This is a genomic window from Clostridiales bacterium FE2011 (assembly GCA_017569305.1).
GTDB lineage: Bacteria > Bacillota > Clostridia > Christensenellales > Aristaeellaceae > Aristaeella.
This window is the reverse complement of sequence record CP069418.1, coordinates 118,961-144,873: the sequence shown is the minus strand read 5'-3', so window position 1 is coordinate 144,873 and position 25,913 is coordinate 118,961. Positions and strand designations below refer to the sequence as shown.

Here is a 25,913-nt window from a genome sequence, read left to right as displayed (position 1 = left end):
AGTTACATACCAATTGTATGTCAATGCGGGGATATACGGTATATATTGTGTTTTCATGCGGATTAGGGTATAATAACTCAGATTTGGTAATGTGGGATGGGATGCCTGATGCGGAGCATTTCCCCATGAACCGGATCCAATGACAGAGAGGATGAAAATGCAGATGGTCAAGCACGCGGCGGAACAGGCAGTGATCCTGATCCCCTCACTGGAGCCGGACGGCAGACTGCCGGCCTATATACAGGAACTGAAACAGAGCGGATTTGCGCATATTGTTGTGGTGGATGACGGATCCGGCGAGGCATTCAGGCCTGTGTTTGATGAAGTGAGCGCGGTGGAGGATACGGTTGTCCTGCGCCACGAGGTGAACAAAGGAAAGGGCGTTGCCCTGAAAACCGGGTACAGGTATATCATGGAAAGCCTGCCGGATATTACAGGAGTCATTACAGCGGACGCGGACGGACAGCATACGGTGACTGACTGCCTGCGGCTGGCAGCGGAACTGGAAAAAGGTGAAAAGGCTCTTTACCTGGGCAGCCGGGATTTCAACCTGGAATGCATTCCGCCAAAGAGCAGATCCGGAAACAAAATTACTTCCGCGGTGTTCAAGCTGCTGTACGGTCAGTATCTGCCTGACACCCAGACCGGCCTGAGGGCTTTCCGGAAGGAAGAACTGCCCTTCATGACTGAGGTCGAGGGCGAACGGTATGAATATGAGATGAAAGTACTGATCGCCTGCTCACGGGCGCGGATCCCGATGATTCCGGTTACCATTGAGACAATTTACGAGAACAATAACGAGGGCACCCATTTTCATCCGATCCGTGACAGCTGGCGGATCTATAAAGTTATTTTAGGCAGTTTCTTCAAGTTCATGAGCGTGTCCCTGATCTGCTTTGCGATTGACCAGATCCTTGCGCTGATTCTGCGGAAATGGATGCTTCCCGCAGCCGGTCTGGTACGCGGCAGCATGATGAACGTTCAGGTCAGCGGCTATGGAGCACGGCTCGTAAGCTCTGTGATCAATTTCCTGCTGAATAAGAACCTGGTTTTTCAGATGAAAGGAAAAGCCGGAAGGCCGGCACTCCGTTACGCGCTGCTGTGCATTGCGATCATCACCATCTCCAATGTCGGCGTATGGACGCTCGGACAAATCGGTATGGCGGACTGGCTTGCCAAAATCCTGATGGATACAATGCTGTATTTCCTGAGCTACCGGGTACAGGACAGATGGGTGTTCAGGGAGGAGTGAACTCATGAGTGAAAAACTCTTTGAGGTTTTCGGTATCACCTTTACCGTTACCGCCGTTTACGGAATCCTGTCGGTCATCGTACTGCTCCTGTTCATGACCTGGTGGCTGCTGAACCGGAAAAAGAGAACCGGCAAACCCATATTTGCCGGCCAGGTTATGAACGGAATCGGCTTTGGACTTCTGCCGGCTCTTGCCTTCCTGAAAACCTTTCAGGATATTTCCTATGGAAAAGGAGCAGCGGTGATTGAACCGCTGCCCCAGGTAAGATGGCTGTGTGAAGAAGGGTGCTACAGGCCGATGCGGATTGAAGCCGTCGCGGCACTGATTCTGTTTCTGCTGCTATGCGTATGGCTGATTCTGCGCAGGGAAGAGTTTCCGGATAACGGAGACCTGCTGATGACCGCGGTATGCCTCTGGTCGGTGATCAGGCTTGGTACGGAAGATTTCCGCCTGGAGCCGCATATCCTGTTTCACTGCACCTCTTCAGCAACTGTACTGCTGTGCCTCGTTATCTGGACGATCAGAAGGGCAAAAATCTGCCGCATGCCGCTGAGAACCGCCGCAGAAATGACAGCAGTCACAGCCTGCCTTGTGCTGAATATCCTGACAACGAAGGAAATACTGACAGCCGGAAGCGATATCGCAGATTTCGCGGTGAAGATGGGAAGCGCATTGCTGGCGATGATCCTGACGCTGATTGCCGGCAGCGATGTGCGTAAAATGAAACCGAAAGAGGATCAGCCGGGCTGACGGTTCGGACAGTTCTTTTTCGGACAGCGGCTGCAGGTATCCAGATCAATCTGCTCGCCTGGAATCATCATTTCAACGGGATCAGATTCGGGGGAAGCATCTTCCCGCAGCCCCAGACGGGAAAAGAATCCTGTCAGGTCACGGGGACAGCGGAGACGGACTTCCCGCGCAGAATGACTCTGGGCTTTGTACAGAAGAAGGCGCAGCACCAGGTCTCCGAGATGCCTGCCGCGGCGGGATTCCACTACGGCAATATCGCCCAGCCAGAAGCTGCCGTCTTTCCACCAGATGCGGCCGGTGGCAGCCGGGATGGAGTCCTCAAAAACAAGCACATTCCAGCTTTCCGGATCAAGGGAATCTGTTCCAAACCCCAGCACAGCCTCGCGGACGGATAAAACAGAGGAAAGATCGTCACCCGGGGAAAACCATTTACCCTGAATCATAAAACGTCTCCTTAATGCATCATAATCACGAAACGTCAAGAGGAAAGAATATGGAGAAGAAAAAGATTGAACGAATCAATGAACTGGCCAGAAAGAAAAAGGCCGTCGGACTGACCGAGGCGGAAACGGCGGAACAGGCAGAACTCCGGCGTGAATACCTGGCAGAATACCGGGAAAACATGAAAGCCATGCTGGATAACCTGGTGATCCAGGAACAGGACGGAACCCGGCATGCTCTGAAGCAGAAGGATAACCTGCCTGTCCAATGATAAAGCCGGGACAGGGGAAAGTCAACTTGTCAAAGAAAATGGGTTCGGGTATAATGTAAAGCTGTTTGGACATATTCTAAACTGAGACTGAAGAAAGGCAGGAATTACAAAATGAGCGACAATGAAATGAACAACATGGAAGAGGACGTCATCGTCTTTGAAGATGAAGACGGCAACGAATACAATTATACCGTAGTCGACTATATGTTCTACAACGGAGAGGAATATGCCCTGCTGGTGGAAGCGTCCGATGAAGAACCTGAAGACGGACAGCAGGAATGCATTATCTGCAAGATTGTTGCAGAGCAGGATGAGGACGGCGAGGAAACAGAAAGTTTCGAACTGATTGAGGACGAAACCCTCGGCCAGAAACTGGTTGAGATTTTCAACACCAAAATGGCGGAAGATGGGGAAGAGGAAGAATAAGATGAAAATGCCCTTACGGATACTGCTGATTCTGCTGTGCGCAGCGATGATCCTGATCATTCCTTTTACAGTGTCTTCCCCGAATCTGCTCAATGATGTCAAAATGGAACTGATGAACGACGGGGAAGACGAAATTGATTTCGGCAAACTGTTTTTCCCCGGCGCCATGGCGGAAGATCTGCCGGAAGAGGAAGTTGAGGAAGAGGAACTGGACGGGGAAAAACCGGCTGAAGGCGCTTTTGAAGCGCATCCGGAATGGGTGATCCCGTTTGATTTTACTGTTCCTCCGGCCCCGGACGCTGCCCTGTATACCGAAGACAGCTATGAGGATGAGACGATCCGCGTAAAGATGGAAAAACAGGAAATGGACGACGGCACCAAAATGTATGTTGCCTATATTCAGATTGCGGATCCTTGCCAGCTGCGCACAGGGGTGGCCAATCCTGAAAAGACATCCTCCACACGGACGAAGACAGTGAAAGCGATGGCTAAGTATTACAATGCCGTGATCGCGATCAACGGGGACAACTATGTGGATAATCCCCAGAAAACCACGTTTGAATTCCGTATGACCAAAGCAATCCGCAGCAAGACCAACAAGACCAAGGACATTCTGGTGATTGACGACCTGGGTAATTTCCGTTTATTTATAAAGTCCCAGGGAATCAAGGATTTGCCTGATCAACTGAAGAAGGAAGGCCGGTCTATTATCAATGCTTTCACCTTCGGCCCGGCCCTGGTAAAAGACGGCGTCCTGCTGGAATTGGATGAGAACTACGGATATAATCCCAACGGGCGTGAACCCAGGACTGCCATCGGACAGATGGGTCCGCTGAGCTATGTGATGGTCATTATCCAGCCCAAGGACCGATCCGGTAATACCGGATTCTCCCAGAGAAAGCTGGCCGAATTCATGTACAACCTGGGCTGCGTGCAGGCGTTCAACCTGGACGGCGGAAACAGCGCGGAAATGGTTTTTGGCGATCAGGTGATCAAAGGACAGCCCGGCGCTGATGACCGGACCCTGAGCGATATCATTTATTTTGCGACAATGCAACCATAACGGAATGAAAATTCAGCATACTTTCCGGTTTGCGGGCCGGGAAGTATGTTTCCGTATTCAGAACAGAGAGGTTTTGACGGAATGAATCTGATTGAAGAAGCCGTAATCATTGAAGTGCTGGGCATAAGGATGTATGCTTTCGGAGCCTATGTTGCCCTTGGCGTATTGTTTGCCGTTATCTGCCTGTGCGTTACCGGGCGCGGCCTGTCATTCAAAAAGGGAACATCCCTGCTGACGGCCGTTCTTTCCATTCTCTGCGGAGTGATCTGCTCCAGGGTCTCCTTCTGCCTGCTGAACAAGGAACTGGGTCATATGACGCCCCTGTTCTTCTGGCCGCAGGTAAGCGGCGGGGGCTGGAGCATGTTCGGGCTGATCGGCGGCGTGCTGGTGGGCGGATATATCAGCGCACGGATCACAAAAGAGAACACCGGCAAAGTACTGGATGCGGTCAGCCTTTCCATCCTGCCGTTTATTGCCGCGGAGCGGATCGGTGAAAGCCGCATTGAGGATTTTGACATCAGCCGTCCGCTGGACAGTACTTTCCTGAATGGCAGTTTCCTGGCCGTGGGCGGAGATGAACCCTGCCTGGCCACGTACTATGTGGCAGCAGCCGCGGCGGTTGTCCTGTTCATTGTCCTGGCGCTGCGGATGTCCCGCAAAGAAAAGGCGGGTAACCTTGCAAATGCTTTCCTGCTTCTTTTCGGAGCGGCTTCCATCATCACAGAGAGCCTGCGGTATGACCGGTTCCTGAGCGTTTCATTTGTAGGACTGCAGCAGATTGCGGCTGCATTGATGCTCGCACTGGGGGTTGTGCTGGCTGTGATCAGAGGGAAAAGACCGAAGTCTGCTCTTTCTGTTGCCTCACTGATCAGCCTTCCGCTGATGACAGGCGCTGTGATCGGCCTGGAATTTGCCCTGGACCGGACTACATGGAACAAACTGCTGATCTATGTGGCAATGATTATTGTTGTTGCCATTCCCGCTGTACTTGGTATGATCCTCCTGAAAACAAACGGAGAAGAAAATATAGCTGAGTGAGAGAGTAGAAGATGGACGGCACGGATATCCTGATTCAGAAAAAGGCCGGGATGAAAGAAAAGCTGGTTACGAAAATCGTTATCGGTATTCTCAGGCCTTTCAACAGACACAAGATGGTCAATCTGGATCATATCAGGCAGGACAGTGAAAACCCGCTGGTTTTTCTCGGCAACCATGCCGAGATATACGGACCGATCGCAAGCGCGCTGTGTTTTCCGGTGCCTGTCAGATTCTGGGTTATTTCCCATATGATGGGAAGATCCCGGGATGTCAGGGCCTATCTGTATGAGAATACCTTCAGCAAGAAGACTTTCCTGCCGGTTTTCGTCCGGAAGCTTCTGGCCAGGCTTATGGGCTGGCTCAGCGTGAACGTCATGTGCGGGCTGAATGCCATTCCGGTATACCGGGATTCTCCGATGAAGCTGAGGATGACGCTCCGGAAAAGCGTCGAAGCACTGGAAAACGGAGATAACCTGATGATCTTTCCGGAACATCCTGACGGAAAGTATGTGAAGGGCAGCGTCAGTGAATTGTCTCCCGGATTCCTGATGCTTGCGGAAGCCTGGTGGAAACGATCCGGTAAAAAGCTGCGCATCATGCCGGTTTTTGCCAACAGGGAAAAACGTACGTTTACCTTCGGGAACGAAATCGTCTACGAACCTGAAAACGGGTACGCCGCAGAACAGGAACGAATCCTGCGGGAAGCCAGGAATCAGCTGCTGCAGCTGGCGGGAGAAAACGTGCCGGAAGCATAAACAGAAGTTATTGAAAGGAGAGCATCCGATGAGAAGAACAGCGGCAGTCATTCTGACGGTTCTTATGCTCATTGCACTGACCGGAATTGCCGGCGCTGAGACGGTTTCCGATATCCGGGACTGGTTCAGTATGCCGACCGCAACGCCGGCGCCTGATGCTTTCCGGTTCAGGGACGGAATCCGCTGGGGAATGAATCAGCAGCAGGTAAAGGCACTGGAAGTTGAACAGATGACGGAACGCAGCATGCAGAACTGGTCCATCATGCTGACGGACGGCAAGGTTTCAGTCAGCCGGTTTACGGCAGATCTGGTCTTTATGTTCAGAGACAACCGGCTTCTGATGATTTCATATGAGTTTGCACGGCAGAAGGACACGGATGATTTCAGTTATTTATCCGGAGCACTCTGCTCCCTGTATGGTGAAAAAGCACCGGCTGAACCGTTGAAAATCAAAGCGCTGATGGATGCAATCAATCCAAACCGGTATAAGACTGAACTGATTACAGACGCCGAGGGATGGATGACGACAGACGGTACAACAATCTATCTCTACAACTATTCACCGGAAGCCTTTGCCATCATGTATGTATCCCCGGAACTGGGGAGCCGGATTTATCAGACAAACGGGCTGTGATTATTCACAGTCCGTTCACATTTCCACACAAAGAATTCACTGAAAACAGGCCTTGAAAGTATTGACAAAGAAAAGGCTTGGTGATACATTATGCCTGTGGTTAGCACTCGAAAGAGGTGAGTGCTAACAACCACAGGAAAGGAGACGGTCAGATGCAGATGGACGATCGCAAAAGACGGATTTTACGCGCGATCATTGACGACTATATTCTGACCGGCATTCCGGTCGGATCGCGGACAATCAGCAAAAAGTACGAAACCGGATTGTCTTCCGCCACGATCAGGAATGAGATGAGTGACCTGGAGGAGCTGGGATTTCTTGATCAGCCGCATGTGTCTGCCGGCCGGGTTCCTTCCGCCAAGGCATACAGGCTTTATGTGGATTCCCTGCTGCAGTCGGGAGTAATCCCGGATGACAGCGCAGAGAGCGTTCTGGGTCATTTCTCCGGACGGATTCACCAGATGGAAGACGTCATAGACCATGCGGCCCGCGTGCTGTCCAGCCTGACGCAGTATACGGCAGTGGTTCTTTCCCCGAACGGACTTGAACCCAGGCTGCAGACAATCCAGCTGGTGCCGGTTTCCATCGGAAGCGCCCTTGTGGTGATTGTCACAGATCAGGGTGTTATACGGGACAGCGTGATCCGCATCAGTCCCGAAATGGACGGTGACACGCTGTATGCCATTTCGAGAACGCTGACCAATGAGTTGAAAGGCTGTAAGCTCAGTGACGCCTGCAGTGTTCTGCCGGAACTGATCCGCCGCATGGAAGGAAATGACGAAGTGCTCCGCGGACTGTATGGGTATTTCACGGAAGGTCAGCAAGCCTCCAGAAGCCCTCATGTGGCTGTGGGCGGCACCAGCAACATGCTGAGTTATCCCGAATACAGCGATGTGGACAAGGCAAGAAGTTTTCTCAGCCTGATGGAAACAAGAGACAAGCTGGCGGAAATTGTCCGCGGGAACGGAGAACTGGCCTTTACAGTCCGGATCGGTCCTGAAACAGGTGTGCCGGAAATGGCAGACTGTTCCATCATTACGGCTACTTATTCAACCCGGGGAGGACAGCAGGGAACCATCGGCGTAATCGGGCCGACAAGAATGAGATATTCACGGGTGATTTCCATCCTGAACATGATGGGACATCAGCTGACGGATATGTTTAACGGCGAGGATGAAAACAATCCTTCCCGGAATCAGGAATGAAAGGCGCAAATATGAGCAGGAAGAAGAACGAAATCAACGAGACACCGGAAGAAATGAAGAACGAGGTTCCAGCGGAAGAAGAAAAGGAAACCGAACCGAAAGAGGCGGCCGCTGAAGAGGTTCAGGATCCGGTTAAACAGGCGCTGGATGAGGCCAATGCCAAAGCGGCTGAGTACCTGGCGCTTGCCCAGCGGGTGCAGGCGGATTTTGAAAACTTCCGCCGCAGGAATGAAAGTGTCAGGGCTGACGCCTATGCAGACGGCAGGAAAGACGTAGCCGCCATGATGCTGCCGGTGCTTGACAATCTTGAACGGGCTGTAGATGCGGCGGTCGGAAGCACTGATGAAGCGCTGAAGAACGGCGTCGAAATGGTGCTGAAACAGATGACGGATGCCTACGGAAAGATGGAAGTCAAGCCCATTAACAGACTGGGAGAAAAATTTGATCCGAATCTGGAAAACGCCATTCTGCAGGGTACAGAGGACGAAGGTGAACCCGGAACCGTGTGCCAGGTGCTGCAGAAAGGATACATGATCGGAGACAAGGTTCTCAGACATGCCATGGTAAAAGTTGTGCCTGAATAACGCGAAAGCGTTTTCGGAAATAAATCAGTTATCAACAGGATGAAGATAAACGGAGGGATCATTATGAGCAAGATTATCGGTATTGACCTGGGTACTACAAACAGCTGCGTGGCTGTAATGGAAGGCGGACAGCCGACTGTTATAGCGAATGCTGAAGGCAGCCGGACCACCCCTTCTGTGGTGGCTTTTACCAAAGACGGTGAACGCCTGATCGGTCAGGTGGCCAAGCGCCAGGCCGTCACCAATCCGGACCGGACGGTGATTTCCATCAAGCGTGAAATGGGTACCAGCTATAAAGTAAACATTGACGGGAAACAGTACACTCCCCAGGATATCAGCGCCATGATTCTGACCAAGATGAAAGAGACCGCTGAAAGCTACCTGGGCGAGAAAGTTTCCCAGGCGGTTATCACGGTTCCTGCCTACTTCAATGACAGTCAGCGTCAGGCGACCAAGGATGCCGGACGTATTGCCGGACTGGAAGTGCTGCGTATCATCAATGAGCCTACTGCAGCGTCCCTGGCCTATGGCCTGGACAAGGAAGAAAACCAGAAGATCTTGGTGTACGACCTGGGCGGCGGTACCTTCGACGTCAGTATTCTGGACATCGGCGACGGCGTGTTTGAAGTGCTGAGCACGAACGGCAACACCCGTCTGGGGGGCGACGATTTTGACCAGCGGATTATTGATTATGTGGCTGAACAGTTCAAGAAAGAGAACGGTATTGACCTGAAGCAGGACAAGATCGCGGCACAGCGCCTGAAGGAAGCTGCTGAAAAGGCCAAGATTGAGCTGAGCGGAACAACAACCGCCAATATCAATCTGCCCTTCATTACAGCAGACGCTACCGGCCCGAAGCATCTGGACGTTACCCTGACCCAGGCCAAGTTCAATGAACTGACCGCGGATCTGGTGGAAGCCACGGTTGAACCCATGCGCAAAGCCCTTAAGGATGCCGGTCTGACGGTTGATCAGATCAATAAGGTGATCCTGGTGGGCGGCAGCACCCGTATCCCCGCGGTTCAGGAAGCAGTGAAAAAGGTAACCGGCAAGGAGCCCTTCAAGGGAATCAACCCGGATGAGTGCGTTGCTATCGGCGCTGCCATCCAGGGCGGTGTTCTGGGCGGCGAAGTCAAGGACGTGCTGCTGCTGGACGTTACGCCGCTGAGCCTGGGCCTCGAGACGGAAGGCCATATCTTCACAAAGCTGATTGAGCGTAACACCACCATTCCGACCAGCAAGAGCCAGGTGTTCTCCACCGCTGCAGACGGACAGACCACGGTTGAGATCCATGTCCTGCAGGGCGAACGGCAGATGGCTTACGATAACAAGACCCTGGGCCGCTTCCAGCTGACCGGTATTGCACCCGCGCCCAGAGGCGTGCCGCAGATTGAAGTTACCTTCAGCATTGACAACAACGGTATCGTGAATGTCAGCGCAAAGGACAAGGCCACAGGCAACGAGCAGCAGATCACCATTACTGCCAGCACGAACCTGTCCGAAGAAGAAATCAACCAGCGCGTAAAGGAAGCTGAACAGTTCGCAGAACAGGACAAGAAGCGCAAGGAAGAGGTTGAAACCCTGAACCACGCTGACAGCCTGATTTATGAAACTGAGAAGACCCTGCGCGATAACGGCGACAAGCTGTCTGATGAAGATAAGAACGCCGTGCAGAACGAGATCGACGCTTTCAAGAAAGTGCGTGAGGGCAACAACGCGGACGAAATCAAGAACGCAATGGAAGGCTTCACCCAGAAGGTATACGCTGTTTTCGGAAAGCTTTACCAGCAGCAGGCCGGCGGAGCTGATCCCATGAACGGCGCAGGCCCGGAGGCGGGAACCACCAACGATGACGGCAGCGTAAACGCGGACGGAAGCGTTGAATAATAACCGGTTTAAGGAATAAGATATCCGGCAGGCAAGCCCGCCCCCGATAAGAGGGTGGGCTTGCTTTGAGGAAGAAGGTGAGATGGCTTTATGGCGAATAAGCGGGATTACTATGAGGTGCTCGGCGTCGGAAAGAACGCGACAGACGACGAGATTAAAAAAGCTTATCGGAAAAAAGCCAAAGAATGCCATCCGGATCTGCATCCGGATGACAAGGAAGCTGTGGAACGGTTCAAAGAACTGAATGAAGCCAATGAGGTTCTGAGTGATCCGCAGAAACGGGCCCGGTATGATCAGTACGGATTTGAAGACCCGATGGCCGGAATGGGCGGCGGGGGCAATCCTTTTGCCGGCGGATTTGATTTCGGCATGGGAGATATTTTTGACCAGCTGTTTAACGGCGGTATGGGCAGAAGCTCCCGGAACCAGGGGCCGGTACAGGGGAACGACCTGCGGTATGAGCTGCGCATCACTTTTGAAGAAGCGGCCAAAGGCTGCGAGAAGAGCTTTGAAATCTTCCGGAATGAGCTGTGCGCAACCTGTAAAGGCAGCGGAGCAAAACCCGGCACAAGCCCTGTAACCTGTACCACCTGTAAAGGAACAGGCCAGATCCGTCAGAGCGGAGGCTGGATGACGACGGTCAGGACATGCCCCACCTGCGGCGGAAGCGGCAAGATGATCAAGGAAAAGTGCTCTTCCTGCGGCGGAACCGGACGGGTCAGGAAAAAGAGAACCGTGACTGTAAAGGTTCCCGCCGGCATTGATCATGGGCAGACAATTATTATGAATGCCCAGGGTGAACCCGGTATGAGGGGAGGCCCGAACGGCGACCTGTATATTGTGGTGAATGTCAAGCCGCACAATCTGTTCAAGCGGGACGGATACAATCTGCTGCTCGATTTCCCCATCAGCTTCGCTACAGCGGCGCTGGGCGGAGACGTACAGGTTCCGACCCTGAACGGCCCTGTGAAATACCGTATCCCTGAGGGAACACAGCCCGGCACAGAATTCAGGATCAAGGGAGCGGGTATCCAGCAGCTGAGAGGCAGCGGAAAGGGCGATCTGATACTGCGCGTCAAAGTGGAGATTCCGAGAAGGCTGACGAACAAGCAGAAGGATCTGCTGCGTGAGTTTGACGCAACCACAGGCGACCGGGAGTATGAAAACCGAAAGAGCTTTATGGACAGAGTGAAAGAACTCTTCCAGTGACAGGATACAGCCTGAAAGGAAAGAAGCGGGTACACAATACCCGCTTCTTTTCTTTGCTTGACGGAGCGGAATGGGATCTGTACAATGTAAAATTGTAACGAAAGGATGGTCATGGAATGACGGAAACCGGATGGCAGAGAAGCTGGGTCAGGATACTGACAACGCTTCTGACAGCTGCTGTAATGGTCATGATATTTGCTTTTTCAACGGAGGACGCCGAACACTCAGACAGGACAAGCGGTCTGATTTCGAGAAGGGTTTTGTCGATTATTCATCCGGAATATGAACAGCTTGAAGAATCCAGGCAGAAGCTTTTGTATGATGACATGCAGCATATCGTGCGTAAATGCGCACACTTTACAGAATACATGGTGCTGGGGCTGATGCTTCGGCTCTGCCTGGAAAGCTGGTTCGGACGGAAGGTCAGAAAATCCCGCAGTCTGACAATTGCCGGTTTCTGCGGTGGAACGATCTATGCCTGTACAGATGAATTTCATCAGCTTCTGATAGAAGGCAGAAGCGGGCAGTGGTCGGACGTTATTGTGGACGGAAGCGGAGTGCTGCTGGGCGTGCTGATCGCAGCCCTTCTGATCAGGCGTATAAACAGAAGGAACGCTGAGACGGAATAACAGCCGGGTAAGGAGAGAAAGTATGGCCTATTTCAAAAGTAATGAGCCTTATCCTGAAGAGCCGTATGAAACGGAAGAACAGGAAGAATACGACGACGGTTTTGATGAACTGACGGATGAGGAAGAACCTGAGATTTCAGACGATGAACGGCAGGAAATCCGTAGATCCAGATTCCGTGTGGCCCTCGGAGCTGGAAACCTTGTGGCTGTGATCGGCGGTGCTTTGCTGATCCTGCTTCTTGTAACCCTGATATTCAGTATGATTTACTTTGTGATCAACGACATGAGCCGGAGCTTCTCGCTGTTCAGCACAAACTTCTGATCCGGGATCAATCGCGAAACGTTTGTTTAGAAGGCGGATATATGATGAACAGAATCTATCTGGATCATGCGGCAACAACACCTGTCAGCGCACAGGTGCTTGAGGCAATGATGCCCTTTTTCAACAGCTGCTGGGGGAACGCTTCCTCTGTCTACGGTACCGGCAGGGAAGCGCGAAAGGCAGTGGAAAAAGCACGCAGGCAGGTTGCCGAAGCTATCGGAGCCGAACCACGGGAAATCATGTTCACCGGCGGCGGAAGCGAAAGTGATAACCTGGCAGTAAAGGGTACGGCATTTGCCCTGAAGGAAAAAGGGAAACATATCATTACGACGGCCATTGAGCATCCTGCCGTGCTGAATACCTGCAGATGGCTGGAAAAACAGGGATTTGAAGTGTCCTATATCAATCCGGACAGTGAAGGATACATTGCTCCGGAAAAGATCCTGGCGGCAATCAGGGAGGATACGATCCTGATCAGCATGATGGCAGCCAACAACGAGATCGGAACAATTGAACCGGTCGCTGAAGTCGGGGCTGCCGCACGGGAGAAGGGGATTTGTTTCCATACGGATGCGGTACAGGCAGCGGGGGCTGTTCCGATCAATGTAAATGAATGGAAAGCAGACCTGCTCAGCATCAGCGCGCATAAATTCTATGGACCGAAAGGGGCGGGGGCGCTGTATGTACGTCATGGCACGCATATTGACAGCCTGATACACGGCGGGGAACAGGAACGGGGCTTACGGGCCGGTACGGAGAATGTTCCCGGAATCGTCGGCCTGGGAACGGCCATAGAGGCTGCCAGTAAAGAACTGAAGCAAAATGCCGACAAAATGTCCCGCTTGCGGGACAGGCTGATCAATGCCATCCTGACTGAGATTCCGGGTACAAAACTGAACGGCCGGAGAGAAGGCCGGCTGCCGAACAACTGCAATATCAGTTTTGACAGAATTGACGGCGAGGCCCTGCTCCTGAGACTGGACCTGGCCGGGATCGCCGCGTCGAGCGGCAGTGCCTGCACCGCCGGCAGCCAGGAAATCAGTCATGTGCTGAAGGCTATCGGACTGACGGAGCAGGAAGCAAAGGGCAGCCTGAGGCTGACAACGGGAACCTGCAATACGGAAGCAGAAATTGATGAAACCGTCACTGTTATCCATGAAATTGTGAACGATCTTCGTTCCCTGTTCCGAGGATAAAAAGCAGAACACGAAAAAGACATAGGCAAGCTCTGAATCTGTTGTATCATGTATGCAACAGATTTTTTATTTCACACTTGACTGGAGGATTGGATTCAATGAAAAAACTGCTTGCACTTCTTCTGAGCCTGATGATGGTATTTGCAGCCGCTTCCGCGCTGGCGGACGGCCTTACATTCACCACCGGCGGAACGGCCGGAACTTATTATGGCTACGGCAATGTGCTGGCCCAGTATGTGGCTGCGAACTCTGAGGTTGATATGACAGCTGTGGCCGGAAACGGCTCTGCTGACAACATCGACAAGCTGGATATGCAGGTTGCCCAGCTGGGCTTCGTGCAGAACGACGTGGCTTACTATGCTTTCAACGGTATCCGCATTTATGAAGGAGACCCTGTTACTTCCTTCACCGCTATCGCTGCCCTCTACACTGAGACCGTGCAGCTGATTACCTGCAACCCCGAGATCAAGAGCGTTGCGGACCTGAAAGGCAAGAACGTCTCCATCGGCTCCCAGGGCTCAGGCGTGTATTTCAACGCCATTGACTTCCTGAATGCCTATGGCATGACGGAAGACGACATTACCCCCACCTACCAGAGCTTCGCTGATTCCGCTGAAGCACTGAAGGATGGCAAGATCGACGCTGCCTTTGTTGTGGCCGGTGCTCCCACCCCTGCGGTTACCGACCTGGCTACCAGCAAGGATACCTATCTTGTGTCGCTGGATGACGAACATGTTGCCATCCTGCAGGGTATTTCCGGTGCCTATACCAAGAGCATCATTCCTGCCGGCACCTATGCCAAACAGGATGAGGACGTTGTGACTGTGGGCGTCAAGGCGACCATCATCGCCAACGACCAGGTCAGCGAAGAAGATGCCTACACGATTGTGAAGACAATCTTTGAAGGCAAGGACAGCATTGCCCATGACAAGGCCAAGGATCTTGACCTGGAATATGCTTCCGTCTGCGGCATTCCTTATCATGCCGGCGCTGCCAAATACTTTGCTGAACAGGGCATCACCGTGGAGACTGCTGAATAAGCGATTTGTCCGGGAATCCGTCTCCCATACGGAGCGCGGATTCCCGTTTTCTTTTTTATTTTGATTGAGGAGAATAGCCTGTGAGCAAGAAGGAACAAAACACGATTCCGGAATCTGCGGCGGAGAAAGAAACAACAGCGGCAGAGCTGGACGCGATTATGCGGAAGTATGACCGCGAAAGCAATGTCCGGGTCTGGGAAGGCAAGCCCAGGATTTTTGTTGGAATCATTCTGGCGGCATTTTCCCTGTACTGTATGTATGTCACGCTGTTTGCCAATATGCTGGACCAGGTCCGGCTGAGTTCATTCCTCGGACTGGTCGTAGTCATGGGTTACCTGACCTATCCGGCTAAAAAAGGACATGTGAAGGTCAATCATATGCCCTGGTATGATATTGTACTGATTGTGCTGGGTGCGGCAGCCTTTTTCTATTATACTTTCAAGGCTCCGGACCTGATGACAACCCGGATCAAAACCAAGCTGAACGACCCTGTGTACATTATTGCGGGAATCGTGGGTATCCTTGTGCTGTGCGAGCTTTGCCGCCGGGCTGTCGGGCTGCCGATCCTCTGCGTTGCCGGTATTTTCCTGGGATACACGATCTATTTCTATGTCAAGGACGGTAAACTGCTGGCCAATGTGGTGCATGAGCTTTTCTACAATGAGAACGGCCTGCTGTCCACTCCGGTGAATGTATGCTCCAAATATATTGTCGTTTTTATCATATTCGGGGCTTTCCTGGAGAAAACAGGTATTTCAGAGTTCTTCATTGCACTGGCAAACGGGCTGACCGGAAGGTTCGCCGGCGGTCCTGCCAAAGTGGCGGTTATTTCCTCCGCGCTGTGCGGTATGGTGAGCGGCTCTTCCGTTGGTAATACCGTCACAACGGGATCCATTACGATCCCGATGATGAAAAAGACAGGTTATGACAAAAACTTTTCCGGTGCGGTTGAAGCCGCGGCGTCCACAGGTGGACAGATCATGCCGCCGATTATGGGCGCGGCTGCCTTCCTGATGGCGGATTATCTGGGTGTTCCGTACTCTGACATCATTGTCAGGGCGATTCTGCCGGCCTGCCTGTATTTCCTCGGCGTTTTCCTTTCTGTGCATCTTGAGGCAAAGCGGCTGGGACTGAAGGGACTCAGCAAGGAACAGCTGCCCCGGATTAAGGAGCTGATGAAGGAAAGCTATCTGCTGCTGCCTCTGGCAATCCTGATTTATCTGGTGTGCTCGAACAGCAAAACGATGCAGTTTTCCGCGGCGGTATCCATCCTGGCTACAATTGCCGTGGGCATTATCAGTAACATTCATCGCAATATCCGGCATGGCAAACCGCTGGAAACCGGCGAAGGCACGCATAATCAACGCTTCAAACCGGTTCATGTTTTTGAGGCTCTTGAAAACGGAGGACGAAGCTGTATCTCCGTGGCTGTGGCCTGCGGCGTGGCAGGCCTGATATGCGGCTGCCTGACCGTTACGGGACTCGCATCGACAGTGATTAACGCCATTGTTACCATATCCCAGGGAAAACTGTTCCTGGGCCTGGTCCTGACGATGATCTGCTGCATTATCCTGGGCATGGGGCTTCCCACGACTGCAACATACTGCATCATGGCATCGACATGCGCACCGATTCTGTTCAAGATGAATGTTCCGTTGATTGCTGCCCATTTCTTTGTGTTTTATTATGGGATTGTGGCAGATATCACACCGCCCGTGGCGCTGGCTGCCTATGCCGGTTCGGCCATTTCCGGCGGCAGCCCGATGAAAACCGGAGTCAACGCAACGAGACTGGCTATTGCAGGATTCATTATTCCGTTTATCTTCGCGATGAGTCCTGATATGCTGCTGATCAATACCACCTGGTATGAAGTGGCTCTGATTACCATTACTTCCATTGCCGGCATGTATGGAGTGACATACGGATTAAGCGGATTCAGCAGCTATGAGCGGCATGGAACCGCAAAGGCAATCGGCATCGTGCTCAGGATTATCGCCATTGCAGGCGGCCTGCTGCTGATCTATCCCGGATATGTGACGGATATCATCGGCGTGCTGCTGGTTGGCGGGGTGCTGGCCTGGCAGAAAATCGGCGTACCGAAACTGTTCGTGACAGAGTCTGGAAATCAGGAGTAAACAAAAGGCTTCATAACAATCAAACCGCACGGAAACGTGCGGTTTTTACTTGTTTTGAGGGGCAAAAAACGATATAATAAAAGATGGTATATTTTACCCGAAAAGGAGGGAAAAGGGTGTTTTGTCAGGTGATCATCGACATCGTTCACGAGAACGTGGCAAGCCCCTTTACTTACCGGATTCCGGAGGGAATGCAGCTGCAGCCGGGACAACGGGTGAGTGTGCCTTTCGGACGACTCCAGAAGGAAGGAATCGTCCTCAGCCTGACGGAGCAATGCGAGCTTGAAGCTAACAGGATCAGGAATGTCATCGCACCGCTGGAGGAGTATGCGGCAATCCCGCCGGAGCTGATGAACCTGGCGGAAGAAATGGCCCGGGAAGCCCACTGCCCGCTGGCTGAAACACTGCGCCTGATGCTGCCCGCCCAGATGAGAGGCGGCAGGGTACACGTCAAAACCGAACGGACAGCCTGCCTGAATGTAACGAGGGAAGAAGCCCTGTCAGCGGCGGAAAGGGAAAAACGCAGCCCCAAACGGGCGGCTTTGCTGAGATTCCTTGCCGACGAAAACATTCATACAGTGAAGGAAATAACCTCCCTTGTAAAGGATCCGAACGAAGCATTGAAAAAGCTGGCCGCGGACGGCATGATCAGACTGGAAAGCGAGGAAATGCTTCGTACCCCCGGAAACGCTTTTGAACAGCCGGAAGATCCGGGTTTCACGCTGACGCCCGGACAGGAGGAGGCACTGGAAGAAATACTGCCCTGCCTGAACGGGAAAGGCGGAAGGTTCCTGCTTCACGGAGTGACGGGAAGCGGGAAAACGGAAGTTTTCATGGCGGCAGTACGCAGTGCTTTGAATTACGGAAGAAGCGCGATTATTCTTGTGCCGGAAATCGCGCTTACACCGCAGATGGTTTCCTGGTTCAGGAGCCGGTTTGGTCCGGTAGCCGCTGTGATTCATTCCCGGCTCAGCCCCGGCGAGCGCTTTGATGAATGGCGTCGGATCAGGCGGGGAGACGCACGGGTGATTATCGGTGCAAGAAGCGCTGTTTTTTCACCGGCAAGGGATCTCGGACTGATCGTTGTCGACGAGGAACATGAAAGCACCTATCTGAACGATCATCATCCGCAGTATGATGCCCGGGAAGTTGCCCGCAAACGGTGCGACAGGGAGAATGCGACGCTTGTGCTGGCAAGCGCCACACCCAGTATCCTCAGTTTCGCCAGAGCGAGACGGGGCGATTATATGCTGCTGGAAATGCCGCGGCGTGTAATGGACCGGCCGCTTCCGGAAGTTGAGATCATTGATATGCGGGAGGAACTGGAAAACGGAAACCGCACAGTGCTCAGCGGGGCCCTGAGAAAAGCGCTGAAGGATTGTTCCGCCCGGGGTGAACAGGCCATGCTGCTGATGAACCGAAGGGGATACAACTCTTTTGTCAGCTGCCGGACGTGCGGATATGTGGTGAAATGCCCGAACTGTGATATCAGCATGACATACCATATGGCCAGTACGGACGGCCTGCTGCGGTGCCACTATTGCGGACAGATGATGAAACCGCCGGCAGTATGTCCCGAATGCGGCGGGAAGTATATCCGGTATTTCGGGGCGGGAACCCAGAAGGTGGAAGAAGAGGTCCATAAGCTGCTGCCGGGAGTGACAACCGTCAGGATGGACTACGACACGACGGGAGGCAAAGACGGGCACGGCAGGATCCTGGAGGAATTCCGCAGCGGAAGGGCACGCGTATTGATCGGAACCCAGATGATTGCCAAGGGACTGGATTTTCCCAAAGTAACGCTTGTCGGCGTGGTTGCGGCAGATATGACGCTGAACCTTCCGGACTACCGGAGCCGCGAAAGAACTTTCCAGCTGCTGACACAGGTGGCGGGAAGAGCAGGACGCGGTGAAAGACCGGGACGGGTGATTATCCAGACCTATAAGCCGGAAGATCCTGTGATCGGATACGCTGCCGGGCAGGATTACAGATCTTTCTTCGAAGATGAATTCCGCAGGCGCAGGCACGGTTTATATCCGCCGTTTACGCTGCTTGTCAGATTCCTTACGGAAAGTGTTTCCGAACAAGCCGCGTCAGCTGCGGCAAACCGGATTGAACAGGAGACACGGAAACTGCTGGAAGGACATCCGGAATGGCAGAAGAAGCTGCTGCTGATTTCAAACGACGCCCCGAGCGTCAAAGTGCTGCGCGGGAAAAACCGCAGACACGTACTGATGAAGCTTCTTGTCAGCCGGGAAGCTGATGAGATGATCGCGGCAATGAATGAACTGTCAAGGGAAGAATATGAAAACGCTGAAGTCTGGTTTGAGGTAAATCCGACAACCATGATGTGAGGAAAGAATAACAGGCGTAAAAACGTTCAGTTTACAGAAAAAGCATTTTAGGAAAGGCAGAGAGAAAATGGCGATTCGGAAAATTGTTACCCTGGGGGATGACGCACTGAGAAAGCATTGCAAGCCGCAGGAGAAATTTGACAAACGGCTTGCGACGCTCCTGAAGGATATGGCTGACACGATGTACAAGGCCGAAGGCGTCGGCCTTGCTGCTCCGCAGGTGGGTATCCTGCGCAGGATTGCCGTGGTGGACGTTACAGAAGACCACAGCGGCCTGCTGGAAATGGTCAATCCTGAAATCATTGAGCGGGAAGGCGAGCAGACGGGCCGGGAAGGCTGCCTGAGCGTACCCGGAAGACAGGGTGTTGTGACCCGTCCGATGAAGATCAAAGCCAGGTTCCAGGACAAAAACGGCGACAGCTATGAACTGGAAACCGAGGGATTTGAGGCAAGGGCAATCTGCCATGAACTCGATCACCTGGACGGAACGCTTTACATTGACGTCATGGACAGGGAACTGACAGAAGAGGAGATTCAGGGACATATTCCGGAGGATGGCGAACAGTGAGAATTGTTTTTATGGGTACGCCGGAGTTTGCTGTGGAGCCGCTGAAGGCTCTGATCCGGGAAGGATATGAGATTGCCGGCGTGTTTACACAGCCAGACCGCCCGAAGGGACGCGGCAAAAAGATGGTTCCGGGTCCTGTAAAGATTGCGGCTGAAGAAGCGGGTATTCCCGTATTTCAGCCTGAACGGATCCGGAAAACAGGTGTGGATGATCTGAAGAACCTGAAGCCTGATCTCTGCGTGACAGCGGCATTCGGCCAGATCCTGAGCCAGGAAATACTGGATATTCCGCCCCTTGGCAATATCAACGTACATGCGTCCCTGCTCCCGAAACATCGGGGAGCTGCACCGATTGCCTATGCCATCATGAACGGTGAACGGCTGGCAGGAGTGACGACCATGTTCATGGATGCCGGGATCGACACAGGCGATATGCTGCTTCAGGAAAACACAGAGATCGGAGAGAGTGAAACCTGCGGGGAGCTGACAGAACGGCTGAGCCGGATCGGAGCGGATCTTCTGATCCGCACAGTTCGCCAGCTGGAGGCAGGGACACTGGTAAGATATCCACAGAAGCATGAAGAGATGACCTACGATCCCATGCTGGAAAAGACGATGGGGATTGCCGATTTTGCAGAGGATCACAATCTGGTCCGCGGAAGAATAAACGGACTGAACCCCTGGCCCTGTGTCAGCGTACCGGTTCAGGGAGAAAGGCTGAAACTGCTCCGGGCTGTGAACTGTGAAGGAGCCGGTGAAGCCGGTACAGTGATCAAAGCGGATCCGAAAAACGGGCTGATCATTGCCTGTGGACAGGGAGCTGTAAGAATCCTGGAAGTGCAGGCACCCGGCGGAAAGCGCATGAGAGCTGAAGACTACCTGCGGGGTCACGGCATTCCGGAGGGGACAAATCTGAAAGAGGATATGCAATGAAGGAACAGAGAACCATGGAAGGGCTGGCAGCCAGAAGGATCGCACTGAAGGTTATCCGGAAAGTGACGGAAGACGGCGCTTACGCCGCATTGGCTCTGGACGCGGAACTGAAAGGATGCGGGCTCGGAAACGCAGACCGCAGACTTGTATCCAGGCTCGTATATGACACGCTGGATCATCTGATCTATCTGGACTGGGCTCTGGCACAGGTGATGGCGAAACCGGATACGGACATCAAGCTGATCAATATTCTGCGTCTCGGCGCATGTCAGATCCTGCTGGAAGACCGGATTCCGGAGAGCGCTGCAACCAATCTCTGTGTACAGCTGTGCGCAGAACTGGGCATGCCCGGACTGAAAGGGGTCTGTAACGGCATCCTGAGAAATCTGATCCGGAAAAAAGACGAACTTGTGATGCCTGACGCAGAAAAGGAACCGGATAAAGCCGCTTCGATCCGTTACAGCGTTCCGGAGTGGATCTGGAAAAGGCTGAAAACTGATTACGGAGAGGAAGCAGAATCAATTCTTTCATACCGCAATCCGGAAGAAGGATGGACGCTGCGTCCGAATCTTACCCGGCTGGATGATGCCGAATTTGAGAAACTGCTGGGCAAAAAAATCTGGAAGAAAGAGAAAACAGAACTGCCTCATGCGTGGAAAATTACCGGAGCGATGGATATATCGCGGGATGCGGATTATCTGGCGGGTAATTATTCCATCCAGAGCGGCGGAAGCATGCTTGCCTGCCTTGCCTTGGGAGTGAAGCGGGGACAGCAGATCCTTGACTGCTGTGCCGCACCGGGCGGAAAAACATGCTATCTTGCCGAACTGATGGGCGGTACCGGAAGGATTCAGGCCTGGGATATACATGAACACAGGGTTGCGCTGATTGAAGCTCAGGCCAGAAGGCTGGGGCTTGAGAATATCCGTCCCATGGTGCGGGATGCATGCCGGCTTCGGGAAGATCTGACAGGCACAATGGATGCAGTATTGCTTGACGCACCATGTTCCGGACTGGGATTCATGGCCCAGAAACCGGACCTGAAACTGCGGGTAACGGAAGAAAGCGTAAAAGAGCTGACAGAACTGCAGGAACGGCTGCTGGATACAGTTTCCGCTTATGTGAAACCAGGCGGAACGCTGGTGTATTCCACTTGTTCCATCCTGAAGGACGAGAACGAGCATCAGGCGGAACGTTTTCTGGAAAGACATCCGGAGTTTGAAAAGGCAGCCCTTCCCATGAGCGTGCCGGAAAAATACCGCAGCAGGTACAGCATGGGACTTCAGCTGCTGGAGCACAGGGACGGACTGGAAGGTTTCTACCTGATCAGAATGAGGAGAAAAGATGACTGAACTGACCGGTATGACCTGCGATGAAATAACCGCGTGGGTCAAAGACCAGGGATACCCGGCATTCCGGGGAAAACAGATTTTCCGGTGGATCCATCAGGGAGCGGATTTTGAGGAAATGACCAATCTGCCTGCCGCCATGCGTGAAAAACTGCAGCAGGAAGCGGTTGCACAGCCTGTCAGTATCCGTCTGCAGCGTAAAAGTCCGCTGGATGGTACCGTGAAGTTCCTTTACGCGCTGAAGGACGGCAACTGCGTGGAAGGCGTACTGATGCGGTATAAATACGGCGTCAGTCTGTGCATATCCACACAGGTGGGCTGCCGTATGGGATGCAGATTCTGTGCCTCGACACTGGAAGGCAGGGTCAGGGATCTCACCGCGGGAGAAATGTTGGGAGAAGTTCTGTGCGCGAATCGTTACCTGTCTCCGGAAGATATCCGGGTCAGCCATGTGGTGCTGATGGGAAGCGGAGAACCGCTTGACAACTATGATAATGTCATCCGATTTCTACGGCTTCTGCGGGAAGAAGAAGGGATACGGCTCAGTATCCGGAATGTATCGCTTTCCACCTGCGGGATCGTACCGAAGATGTACCAGCTTGCCGAGGAAAATCTACCGGTGACACTCTGCGTATCGCTGCATGCGCCCAACGATGAAATCCGGAAAATGACCATGCCGGTTGCTTATACGTGGTCCATTCCCGAAATCCTGGAAGCATGCAGGAATTATATCCGGAAAACCGGAAGACGGGTGATCTTCGAATACGCCCTGTCTGACGGTGTCAATGCAGGGGAAGAGCAGGCAAAAGAACTTGCGTCCATCCTGCGGGGGATGCAGTGCCATGTGAACCTGATTCCGCTGAACACCGTGGAGGAAAGGGATATGAAAGGGATTTCCGAGGATAAGGTCAGGAGGTTCCTCAAAATTCTTCAGGATAATAATATTTCAGCAACCCGGAGACGGGAAATGGGCGATGACATAGAAGGCGCATGCGGCCAGCTGCGCAGAAAGACAATAAACAGCTCAAAGGGAGAGTAAGGACAGATGCGCAAGTTCAACCTGAAAGGAACAGTTATTCAACGGATGCGGGGGATTGAAAGGGAAGAACCCCAAGCCGTTGAAACCGAAAAAACGCAGATTGAAGAAACACCGGTGATGTCCGTTGACTTCTCCGAGGAACAGGGTGTGCTTTCCTGCGCCTGGCGTACAGACGTAGGCCGGCTGCGCAAAAACAATCAGGATGCGGTGATTCTTGGAAACGGACTGGCAGGGGTCGCAGACGGTATGGGCGGCCATAAAGGCGGTGAAATCGCTTCTGCCGGCCTGAGGGACGGATTGCTGCGCGAAACGAAGGACAGCAAACCGGGCAGGGAAAAGCTGGAAGAAGCCGTACAGAAAGTGAACCGGGAACTGTGGGAACAGCAGGAAGTCAATTCCTCCTTATCCGGAATGGGAACAACATTGACTGTTCTGTGGCCGACAAAGGAAGAAATGCTGATCGGGCAGGTTGGAGACAGCAGGGCGTATTTGTTCCGGGACGGCGTGCTGACACAAATCACCAATGATCATTCCATGGTGGCTGACATGGTTCGGAAAGGCGTACTCACCGAAGAACAGGCCGCCTGTCATCCGATGCGCAATTATATCACGCGGGCTGTGGGCACAGAGGCGAATATCGAACTTGACATGTATACACATGACCGCAGAAAGGGCGACCGGTGGCTTGTGTGCTCCGACGGGCTTCACGGCATGGTCAGCACGGATGAACTGATCAGCCTGATGGCCGGGGAGAACCTGGAAGAAGCGGCAGAGGAACTGCTGCAGGCAGCCTTGAGGGGCGGCGGAAAGGATAATATCTCACTGGTGCTTATACAGGATGATACAGAATGTGTTTCCTGTGCAGAAAAGACGGAAGAGACGGATGAAGAGGAAAAAGCAGAATCCTCGGCTGAAGGAGAAACCCCGGAGGAGGTGACTCCGCAGTGAAAGAAAAGATACTGGCAAACAGATACCGGCTTACAGAACAGATCGGCATGGGCGGTATGGCCATTGTGTACCGCGCAGTGGACCTGAGAACCGGACACAACGTAGCAGTGAAAGTTCTTCGCCCGGAATACAATGAAGACAGTGAGTTTATCGGACGTTTCCAGCGTGAAGCGGAAGCGGCCAGCAAGATGACCCATCACAATATTGTTAATCTGCTGGATGTCGGTATGGACGGGGATAACCGGTATCTGGTTATGGAGTACGTTCAGGGCAAAACGCTGAAAAGCGTTATCCAGGAGCGCGGCAAACTGAATCCTGCCCTCGCAGGCCAGATTGCAATCCGTATCCTGAGCGCCCTTGAACATGCCCACCGTAACGGTATTGTGCACCGTGATATCAAACCGCAGAATATTCTGGTTCATGCAGACGGACATATAAAAGTGGCGGATTTCGGTATTGCCCGTATCGCAAACAGCTCCACACTGACAAAAGGCGATAATGTCATGGGGTCTGTTCACTATTTTTCACCGGAACAGGCACGCGGAGAAGGCGCGAATGCGACCAGCGATATATACTCAACAGGAATTGTTCTCTATGAAATGCTGACGGGACGTGTCCCTTATGACGGAGACAATCCGGTGGCGGTTGCAATGCAGCATCTTCATGCCACGCCTATTCCGATACAGAACCTGGCGCCTGATGTTCCTCCGGCCCTGGTGCGGGTCTGTATGAAAGCGATGGAAAAGAATCCGGCACTGAGGTATCAGACCGCAAGGGATATGGCTGCGGATATCCGCCTTGCGCTGGAGAACAGGCCGGAAAGGCAGGCGTTCCCGGCCAAGGAATTTGAGGTTCAGCAGCCGAAGCCCCAGATCAAGGACGAAAGCATCAAGGCCAATCCCGATACGGGAAGAAACCGCATCGGGAATGAAAAAAGGCGGAAAACAAGGACCGCGGTGACAACGGTACTTCTTGGACTTTTGCTGGTTACAGGACTGTATTTCGGCATAACAGCAATATTCCGGAGGGTTGTGACCACAGCAACGGTACCCTTTGTGATCGGTATGGACGTGAGGGAGGCTGAAGAAATCCTCACAAGAGAAGGGCTTACTTTTACTGAAATGTACTTCAGTAATAATGAAGTAAAAGCCAATGTCGTTTTCAGGCAGAGCCCGGAGGAAAATGCTACAAAACAAAAAGGCGACAATGTCATCCTGTCCGTATCCAGCGGTCCCTCACAGGTGGATATGCCTGATCTGAGGGGAATGAATGTGGAGGATGCGAAGACTGTCGTCAAGAACATGGGTCTGATTCTGACGATTCAGAAGATCATTAACGCAGATTATGAAGTCAATACAGTGGTTTCCCAGGAACCGGCGGCCAATGAGAAAGTCAGCAAGGATACCACGGTGAACCTGACAATCAGCGGCGGAAAGGTTACTGTGCCCAAGCTGGCCTATATGACCCTTGCGGACGCCGAGGAACTGCTGAAACAGACCGGGCTGCGGATGGGATCCACGCTGAACATTGTGGATACCCGCAATGCCAAGGAGCATGGCAAGGTGTCTTCACAGTCCCCTGCGGAAAATACCGACGCTATGCTGGATGATATCGTTTCAGTCAATGTTTTCCGCTATCTTACTGATGCTTCCAGCAAGGAAATAACCATACAGCTGAAAGAAGAGAGCAAGGATATCAATGTCCGGGTAACGCTGAAAGCTGAAGGCTCTGACGTTGAGTATGAAGTATACCAGCACCTGTATCCTGCGGACCTGGAAAGGCAGCAGACAATTATGCTGAACCTGCCGGACGAAAGGACATATACCTGTACGGTTTACCAGGATGATGAACCCCAAGAGCCTTTTGTAATCGAACGGTAAAAAAG

The 25,913-nt window shown here is 52.8% G+C and carries 25 protein-coding genes; 24 read left to right on the top strand and 1 reads right to left on the bottom strand.

The features are described from left to right. Window positions 1-139: 139 nt before the first annotated feature. Window positions 140-1,252 carry a bifunctional glycosyltransferase family 2/GtrA family protein gene (locus tag JRC49_00675; protein QTE71380.1) on the top strand — a complete coding sequence of 371 codons (1,113 nt, stop codon included), beginning with the start codon at window positions 140-142 and terminating at the stop codon, window positions 1,250-1,252. A gap of 4 nt (window positions 1,253-1,256) precedes the next feature. Further along, window positions 1,257-2,003 carry a hypothetical protein gene (locus JRC49_00670; GenBank protein ID QTE71379.1) on the top strand — a complete coding sequence of 249 codons (747 nt, stop codon included), beginning with the start codon at window positions 1,257-1,259 and terminating at the stop codon, window positions 2,001-2,003. Here JRC49_00670 and JRC49_00665 read toward each other — a convergent pair. Further along, complete coding sequence (locus JRC49_00665) at window positions 1,991-2,446, bottom strand: hypothetical protein (protein QTE71378.1); 456 nt, start codon at window positions 2,444-2,446, stop codon at window positions 1,991-1,993. The genes JRC49_00670 and JRC49_00665 overlap by 13 nt on opposite strands. A 50-nt stretch (window positions 2,447-2,496) precedes the next feature. On the opposite strand from JRC49_00665, the gene JRC49_00660 reads away from it, so the two are divergent. The 22 genes from JRC49_00660 (at window position 2,497) to pknB (ending at window position 25,908) form a co-directional block, all read left to right on the top strand. Further along, window positions 2,497-2,715 (top strand): DUF896 domain-containing protein, encoded by a 219-nt coding sequence (locus JRC49_00660; GenBank protein ID QTE71377.1) that lies wholly within the window; start codon window positions 2,497-2,499, stop codon window positions 2,713-2,715. Window positions 2,716-2,826: 111 nt separating this feature from the next. Next, on the top strand, window positions 2,827-3,141 hold the full coding sequence (locus tag JRC49_00655) for a DUF1292 domain-containing protein (protein QTE71376.1): 315 nt from the start codon (window positions 2,827-2,829) through the stop codon (window positions 3,139-3,141). A gap of 7 nt (window positions 3,142-3,148) precedes the next feature. Continuing rightward, complete coding sequence (locus JRC49_00650) at window positions 3,149-4,204, top strand: phosphodiester glycosidase family protein (protein QTE71375.1); 1,056 nt, start codon at window positions 3,149-3,151, stop codon at window positions 4,202-4,204. A gap of 81 nt (window positions 4,205-4,285) precedes the next feature. After that, complete coding sequence (locus JRC49_00645; GenBank protein ID QTE71374.1) at window positions 4,286-5,242, top strand: prolipoprotein diacylglyceryl transferase; 957 nt, start codon at window positions 4,286-4,288, stop codon at window positions 5,240-5,242. An 11-nt stretch (window positions 5,243-5,253) separates the two neighbouring features. Continuing rightward, a complete protein-coding gene (locus tag JRC49_00640; GenBank protein QTE71373.1) occupies window positions 5,254-5,997 on the top strand; it encodes a hypothetical protein in 744 nt (247 codons plus the stop codon). Between the two features lie 28 nt (window positions 5,998-6,025). Next, window positions 6,026-6,631, top strand: coding sequence for a hypothetical protein (locus JRC49_00635; GenBank protein QTE71372.1), 606 nt, complete (start codon window positions 6,026-6,028; stop codon window positions 6,629-6,631). 152 nt (window positions 6,632-6,783) lie between these two features. Then, window positions 6,784-7,836, top strand: a complete 1,053-nt coding sequence (hrcA, locus tag JRC49_00630; GenBank protein QTE71371.1) for a heat-inducible transcription repressor HrcA — start codon at window positions 6,784-6,786, stop codon at window positions 7,834-7,836. An 11-nt stretch (window positions 7,837-7,847) separates the two neighbouring features. Beyond that, on the top strand, window positions 7,848-8,420 hold the full coding sequence (gene grpE, locus JRC49_00625; GenBank protein ID QTE71370.1) for a nucleotide exchange factor GrpE: 573 nt from the start codon (window positions 7,848-7,850) through the stop codon (window positions 8,418-8,420). A gap of 63 nt (window positions 8,421-8,483) precedes the next feature. After that, complete coding sequence (gene dnaK, locus JRC49_00620; GenBank protein ID QTE71369.1) at window positions 8,484-10,307, top strand: molecular chaperone DnaK; 1,824 nt, start codon at window positions 8,484-8,486, stop codon at window positions 10,305-10,307. Window positions 10,308-10,397: 90 nt separating this feature from the next. Continuing rightward, window positions 10,398-11,516, top strand: coding sequence for a molecular chaperone DnaJ (gene dnaJ, locus JRC49_00615; protein ID QTE71368.1), 1,119 nt, complete (start codon window positions 10,398-10,400; stop codon window positions 11,514-11,516). Window positions 11,517-11,632: 116 nt separating this feature from the next. Beyond that, entirely contained in the window at window positions 11,633-12,145 is a 513-nt protein-coding gene (locus JRC49_00610) for a VanZ family protein (protein ID QTE71367.1), read from the top strand. Between the two features lie 22 nt (window positions 12,146-12,167). Then, window positions 12,168-12,467, top strand: a complete 300-nt coding sequence (locus JRC49_00605; protein QTE71366.1) for a hypothetical protein — start codon at window positions 12,168-12,170, stop codon at window positions 12,465-12,467. A 41-nt stretch (window positions 12,468-12,508) separates the two neighbouring features. Further along, window positions 12,509-13,663 carry a cysteine desulfurase NifS gene (gene nifS, locus JRC49_00600; GenBank protein ID QTE71365.1) on the top strand — a complete coding sequence of 385 codons (1,155 nt, stop codon included), beginning with the start codon at window positions 12,509-12,511 and terminating at the stop codon, window positions 13,661-13,663. A gap of 98 nt (window positions 13,664-13,761) precedes the next feature. After that, window positions 13,762-14,703, top strand: coding sequence for a TAXI family TRAP transporter solute-binding subunit (locus tag JRC49_00595; protein QTE71364.1), 942 nt, complete (start codon window positions 13,762-13,764; stop codon window positions 14,701-14,703). Window positions 14,704-14,861: 158 nt separating this feature from the next. Next, the gene (locus tag JRC49_00590) at window positions 14,862-16,838 is read left to right on the top strand and encodes a TRAP transporter permease (protein QTE72749.1); all 1,977 of its coding nucleotides are present in this window, start codon (window positions 14,862-14,864) and stop codon (window positions 16,836-16,838) included. A 116-nt stretch (window positions 16,839-16,954) separates the two neighbouring features. After that, a complete protein-coding gene (priA, locus tag JRC49_00585) occupies window positions 16,955-19,192 on the top strand; it encodes a primosomal protein N' (GenBank protein QTE71363.1) in 2,238 nt (745 codons plus the stop codon). Between the two features lie 67 nt (window positions 19,193-19,259). Beyond that, window positions 19,260-19,760 carry a peptide deformylase gene (gene def, locus JRC49_00580; protein ID QTE71362.1) on the top strand — a complete coding sequence of 167 codons (501 nt, stop codon included), beginning with the start codon at window positions 19,260-19,262 and terminating at the stop codon, window positions 19,758-19,760. Continuing rightward, on the top strand, window positions 19,757-20,692 hold the full coding sequence (locus tag JRC49_00575) for a methionyl-tRNA formyltransferase (protein ID QTE71361.1): 936 nt from the start codon (window positions 19,757-19,759) through the stop codon (window positions 20,690-20,692). The genes def and JRC49_00575 overlap by 4 nt, the downstream gene beginning before the upstream one ends. Beyond that, window positions 20,689-22,044 carry a 16S rRNA (cytosine(967)-C(5))-methyltransferase RsmB gene (gene rsmB / locus JRC49_00570; GenBank protein ID QTE71360.1) on the top strand — a complete coding sequence of 452 codons (1,356 nt, stop codon included), beginning with the start codon at window positions 20,689-20,691 and terminating at the stop codon, window positions 22,042-22,044. The genes JRC49_00575 and rsmB overlap by 4 nt, the downstream gene beginning before the upstream one ends. Continuing rightward, window positions 22,037-23,080 carry a 23S rRNA (adenine(2503)-C(2))-methyltransferase RlmN gene (gene rlmN / locus JRC49_00565; protein QTE71359.1) on the top strand — a complete coding sequence of 348 codons (1,044 nt, stop codon included), beginning with the start codon at window positions 22,037-22,039 and terminating at the stop codon, window positions 23,078-23,080. The genes rsmB and rlmN overlap by 8 nt, the downstream gene beginning before the upstream one ends. Window positions 23,081-23,086: 6 nt before the next feature. Next, complete coding sequence (locus tag JRC49_00560; protein ID QTE71358.1) at window positions 23,087-24,028, top strand: Stp1/IreP family PP2C-type Ser/Thr phosphatase; 942 nt, start codon at window positions 23,087-23,089, stop codon at window positions 24,026-24,028. Beyond that, a complete protein-coding gene (gene pknB, locus JRC49_00555; GenBank protein ID QTE71357.1) occupies window positions 24,025-25,908 on the top strand; it encodes a Stk1 family PASTA domain-containing Ser/Thr kinase in 1,884 nt (627 codons plus the stop codon). Before JRC49_00560 ends, pknB begins: the two co-directional genes overlap by 4 nt. Window positions 25,909-25,913: the final 5 nt, after the last annotated feature.

Coding starts and splice junctions, on each gene's coding strand:
- JRC49_00670 (QTE71379.1), top strand. CDS start 1,257: ATGAGTGAAAAACTCTTTGAGGTTTTCGGTATCACCTTTACCGTTACC.
- JRC49_00650 (QTE71375.1), top strand. CDS start 3,149: ATGCCCTTACGGATACTGCTGATTCTGCTGTGCGCAGCGATGATCCTG.
- JRC49_00640 (QTE71373.1), top strand. CDS start 5,254: ATGGACGGCACGGATATCCTGATTCAGAAAAAGGCCGGGATGAAAGAA.
- grpE (QTE71370.1), top strand. CDS start 7,848: ATGAGCAGGAAGAAGAACGAAATCAACGAGACACCGGAAGAAATGAAG.
- JRC49_00590 (QTE72749.1), top strand. CDS start 14,862: ATGCGGAAGTATGACCGCGAAAGCAATGTCCGGGTCTGGGAAGGCAAG.
- def (QTE71362.1), top strand. CDS start 19,260: ATGGCGATTCGGAAAATTGTTACCCTGGGGGATGACGCACTGAGAAAG.
- JRC49_00665 (QTE71378.1), bottom strand. CDS start 2,446: ATGATTCAGGGTAAATGGTTTTCCCCGGGTGACGATCTTTCCTCTGTT.
- JRC49_00660 (QTE71377.1), top strand. CDS start 2,497: ATGGAGAAGAAAAAGATTGAACGAATCAATGAACTGGCCAGAAAGAAA.
- JRC49_00635 (QTE71372.1), top strand. CDS start 6,026: ATGAGAAGAACAGCGGCAGTCATTCTGACGGTTCTTATGCTCATTGCA.
- rlmN (QTE71359.1), top strand. CDS start 22,037: ATGACTGAACTGACCGGTATGACCTGCGATGAAATAACCGCGTGGGTC.
- dnaJ (QTE71368.1), top strand. CDS start 10,398: ATGGCGAATAAGCGGGATTACTATGAGGTGCTCGGCGTCGGAAAGAAC.
- JRC49_00645 (QTE71374.1), top strand. CDS start 4,286: ATGAATCTGATTGAAGAAGCCGTAATCATTGAAGTGCTGGGCATAAGG.
- JRC49_00655 (QTE71376.1), top strand. CDS start 2,827: ATGAGCGACAATGAAATGAACAACATGGAAGAGGACGTCATCGTCTTT.
- dnaK (QTE71369.1), top strand. CDS start 8,484: ATGAGCAAGATTATCGGTATTGACCTGGGTACTACAAACAGCTGCGTG.
- JRC49_00560 (QTE71358.1), top strand. CDS start 23,087: ATGCGCAAGTTCAACCTGAAAGGAACAGTTATTCAACGGATGCGGGGG.
- JRC49_00595 (QTE71364.1), top strand. CDS start 13,762: ATGAAAAAACTGCTTGCACTTCTTCTGAGCCTGATGATGGTATTTGCA.
- rsmB (QTE71360.1), top strand. CDS start 20,689: ATGAAGGAACAGAGAACCATGGAAGGGCTGGCAGCCAGAAGGATCGCA.
- JRC49_00675 (QTE71380.1), top strand. CDS start 140: ATGACAGAGAGGATGAAAATGCAGATGGTCAAGCACGCGGCGGAACAG.
- JRC49_00610 (QTE71367.1), top strand. CDS start 11,633: ATGACGGAAACCGGATGGCAGAGAAGCTGGGTCAGGATACTGACAACG.
- hrcA (QTE71371.1), top strand. CDS start 6,784: ATGCAGATGGACGATCGCAAAAGACGGATTTTACGCGCGATCATTGAC.
- JRC49_00605 (QTE71366.1), top strand. CDS start 12,168: ATGGCCTATTTCAAAAGTAATGAGCCTTATCCTGAAGAGCCGTATGAA.
- nifS (QTE71365.1), top strand. CDS start 12,509: ATGATGAACAGAATCTATCTGGATCATGCGGCAACAACACCTGTCAGC.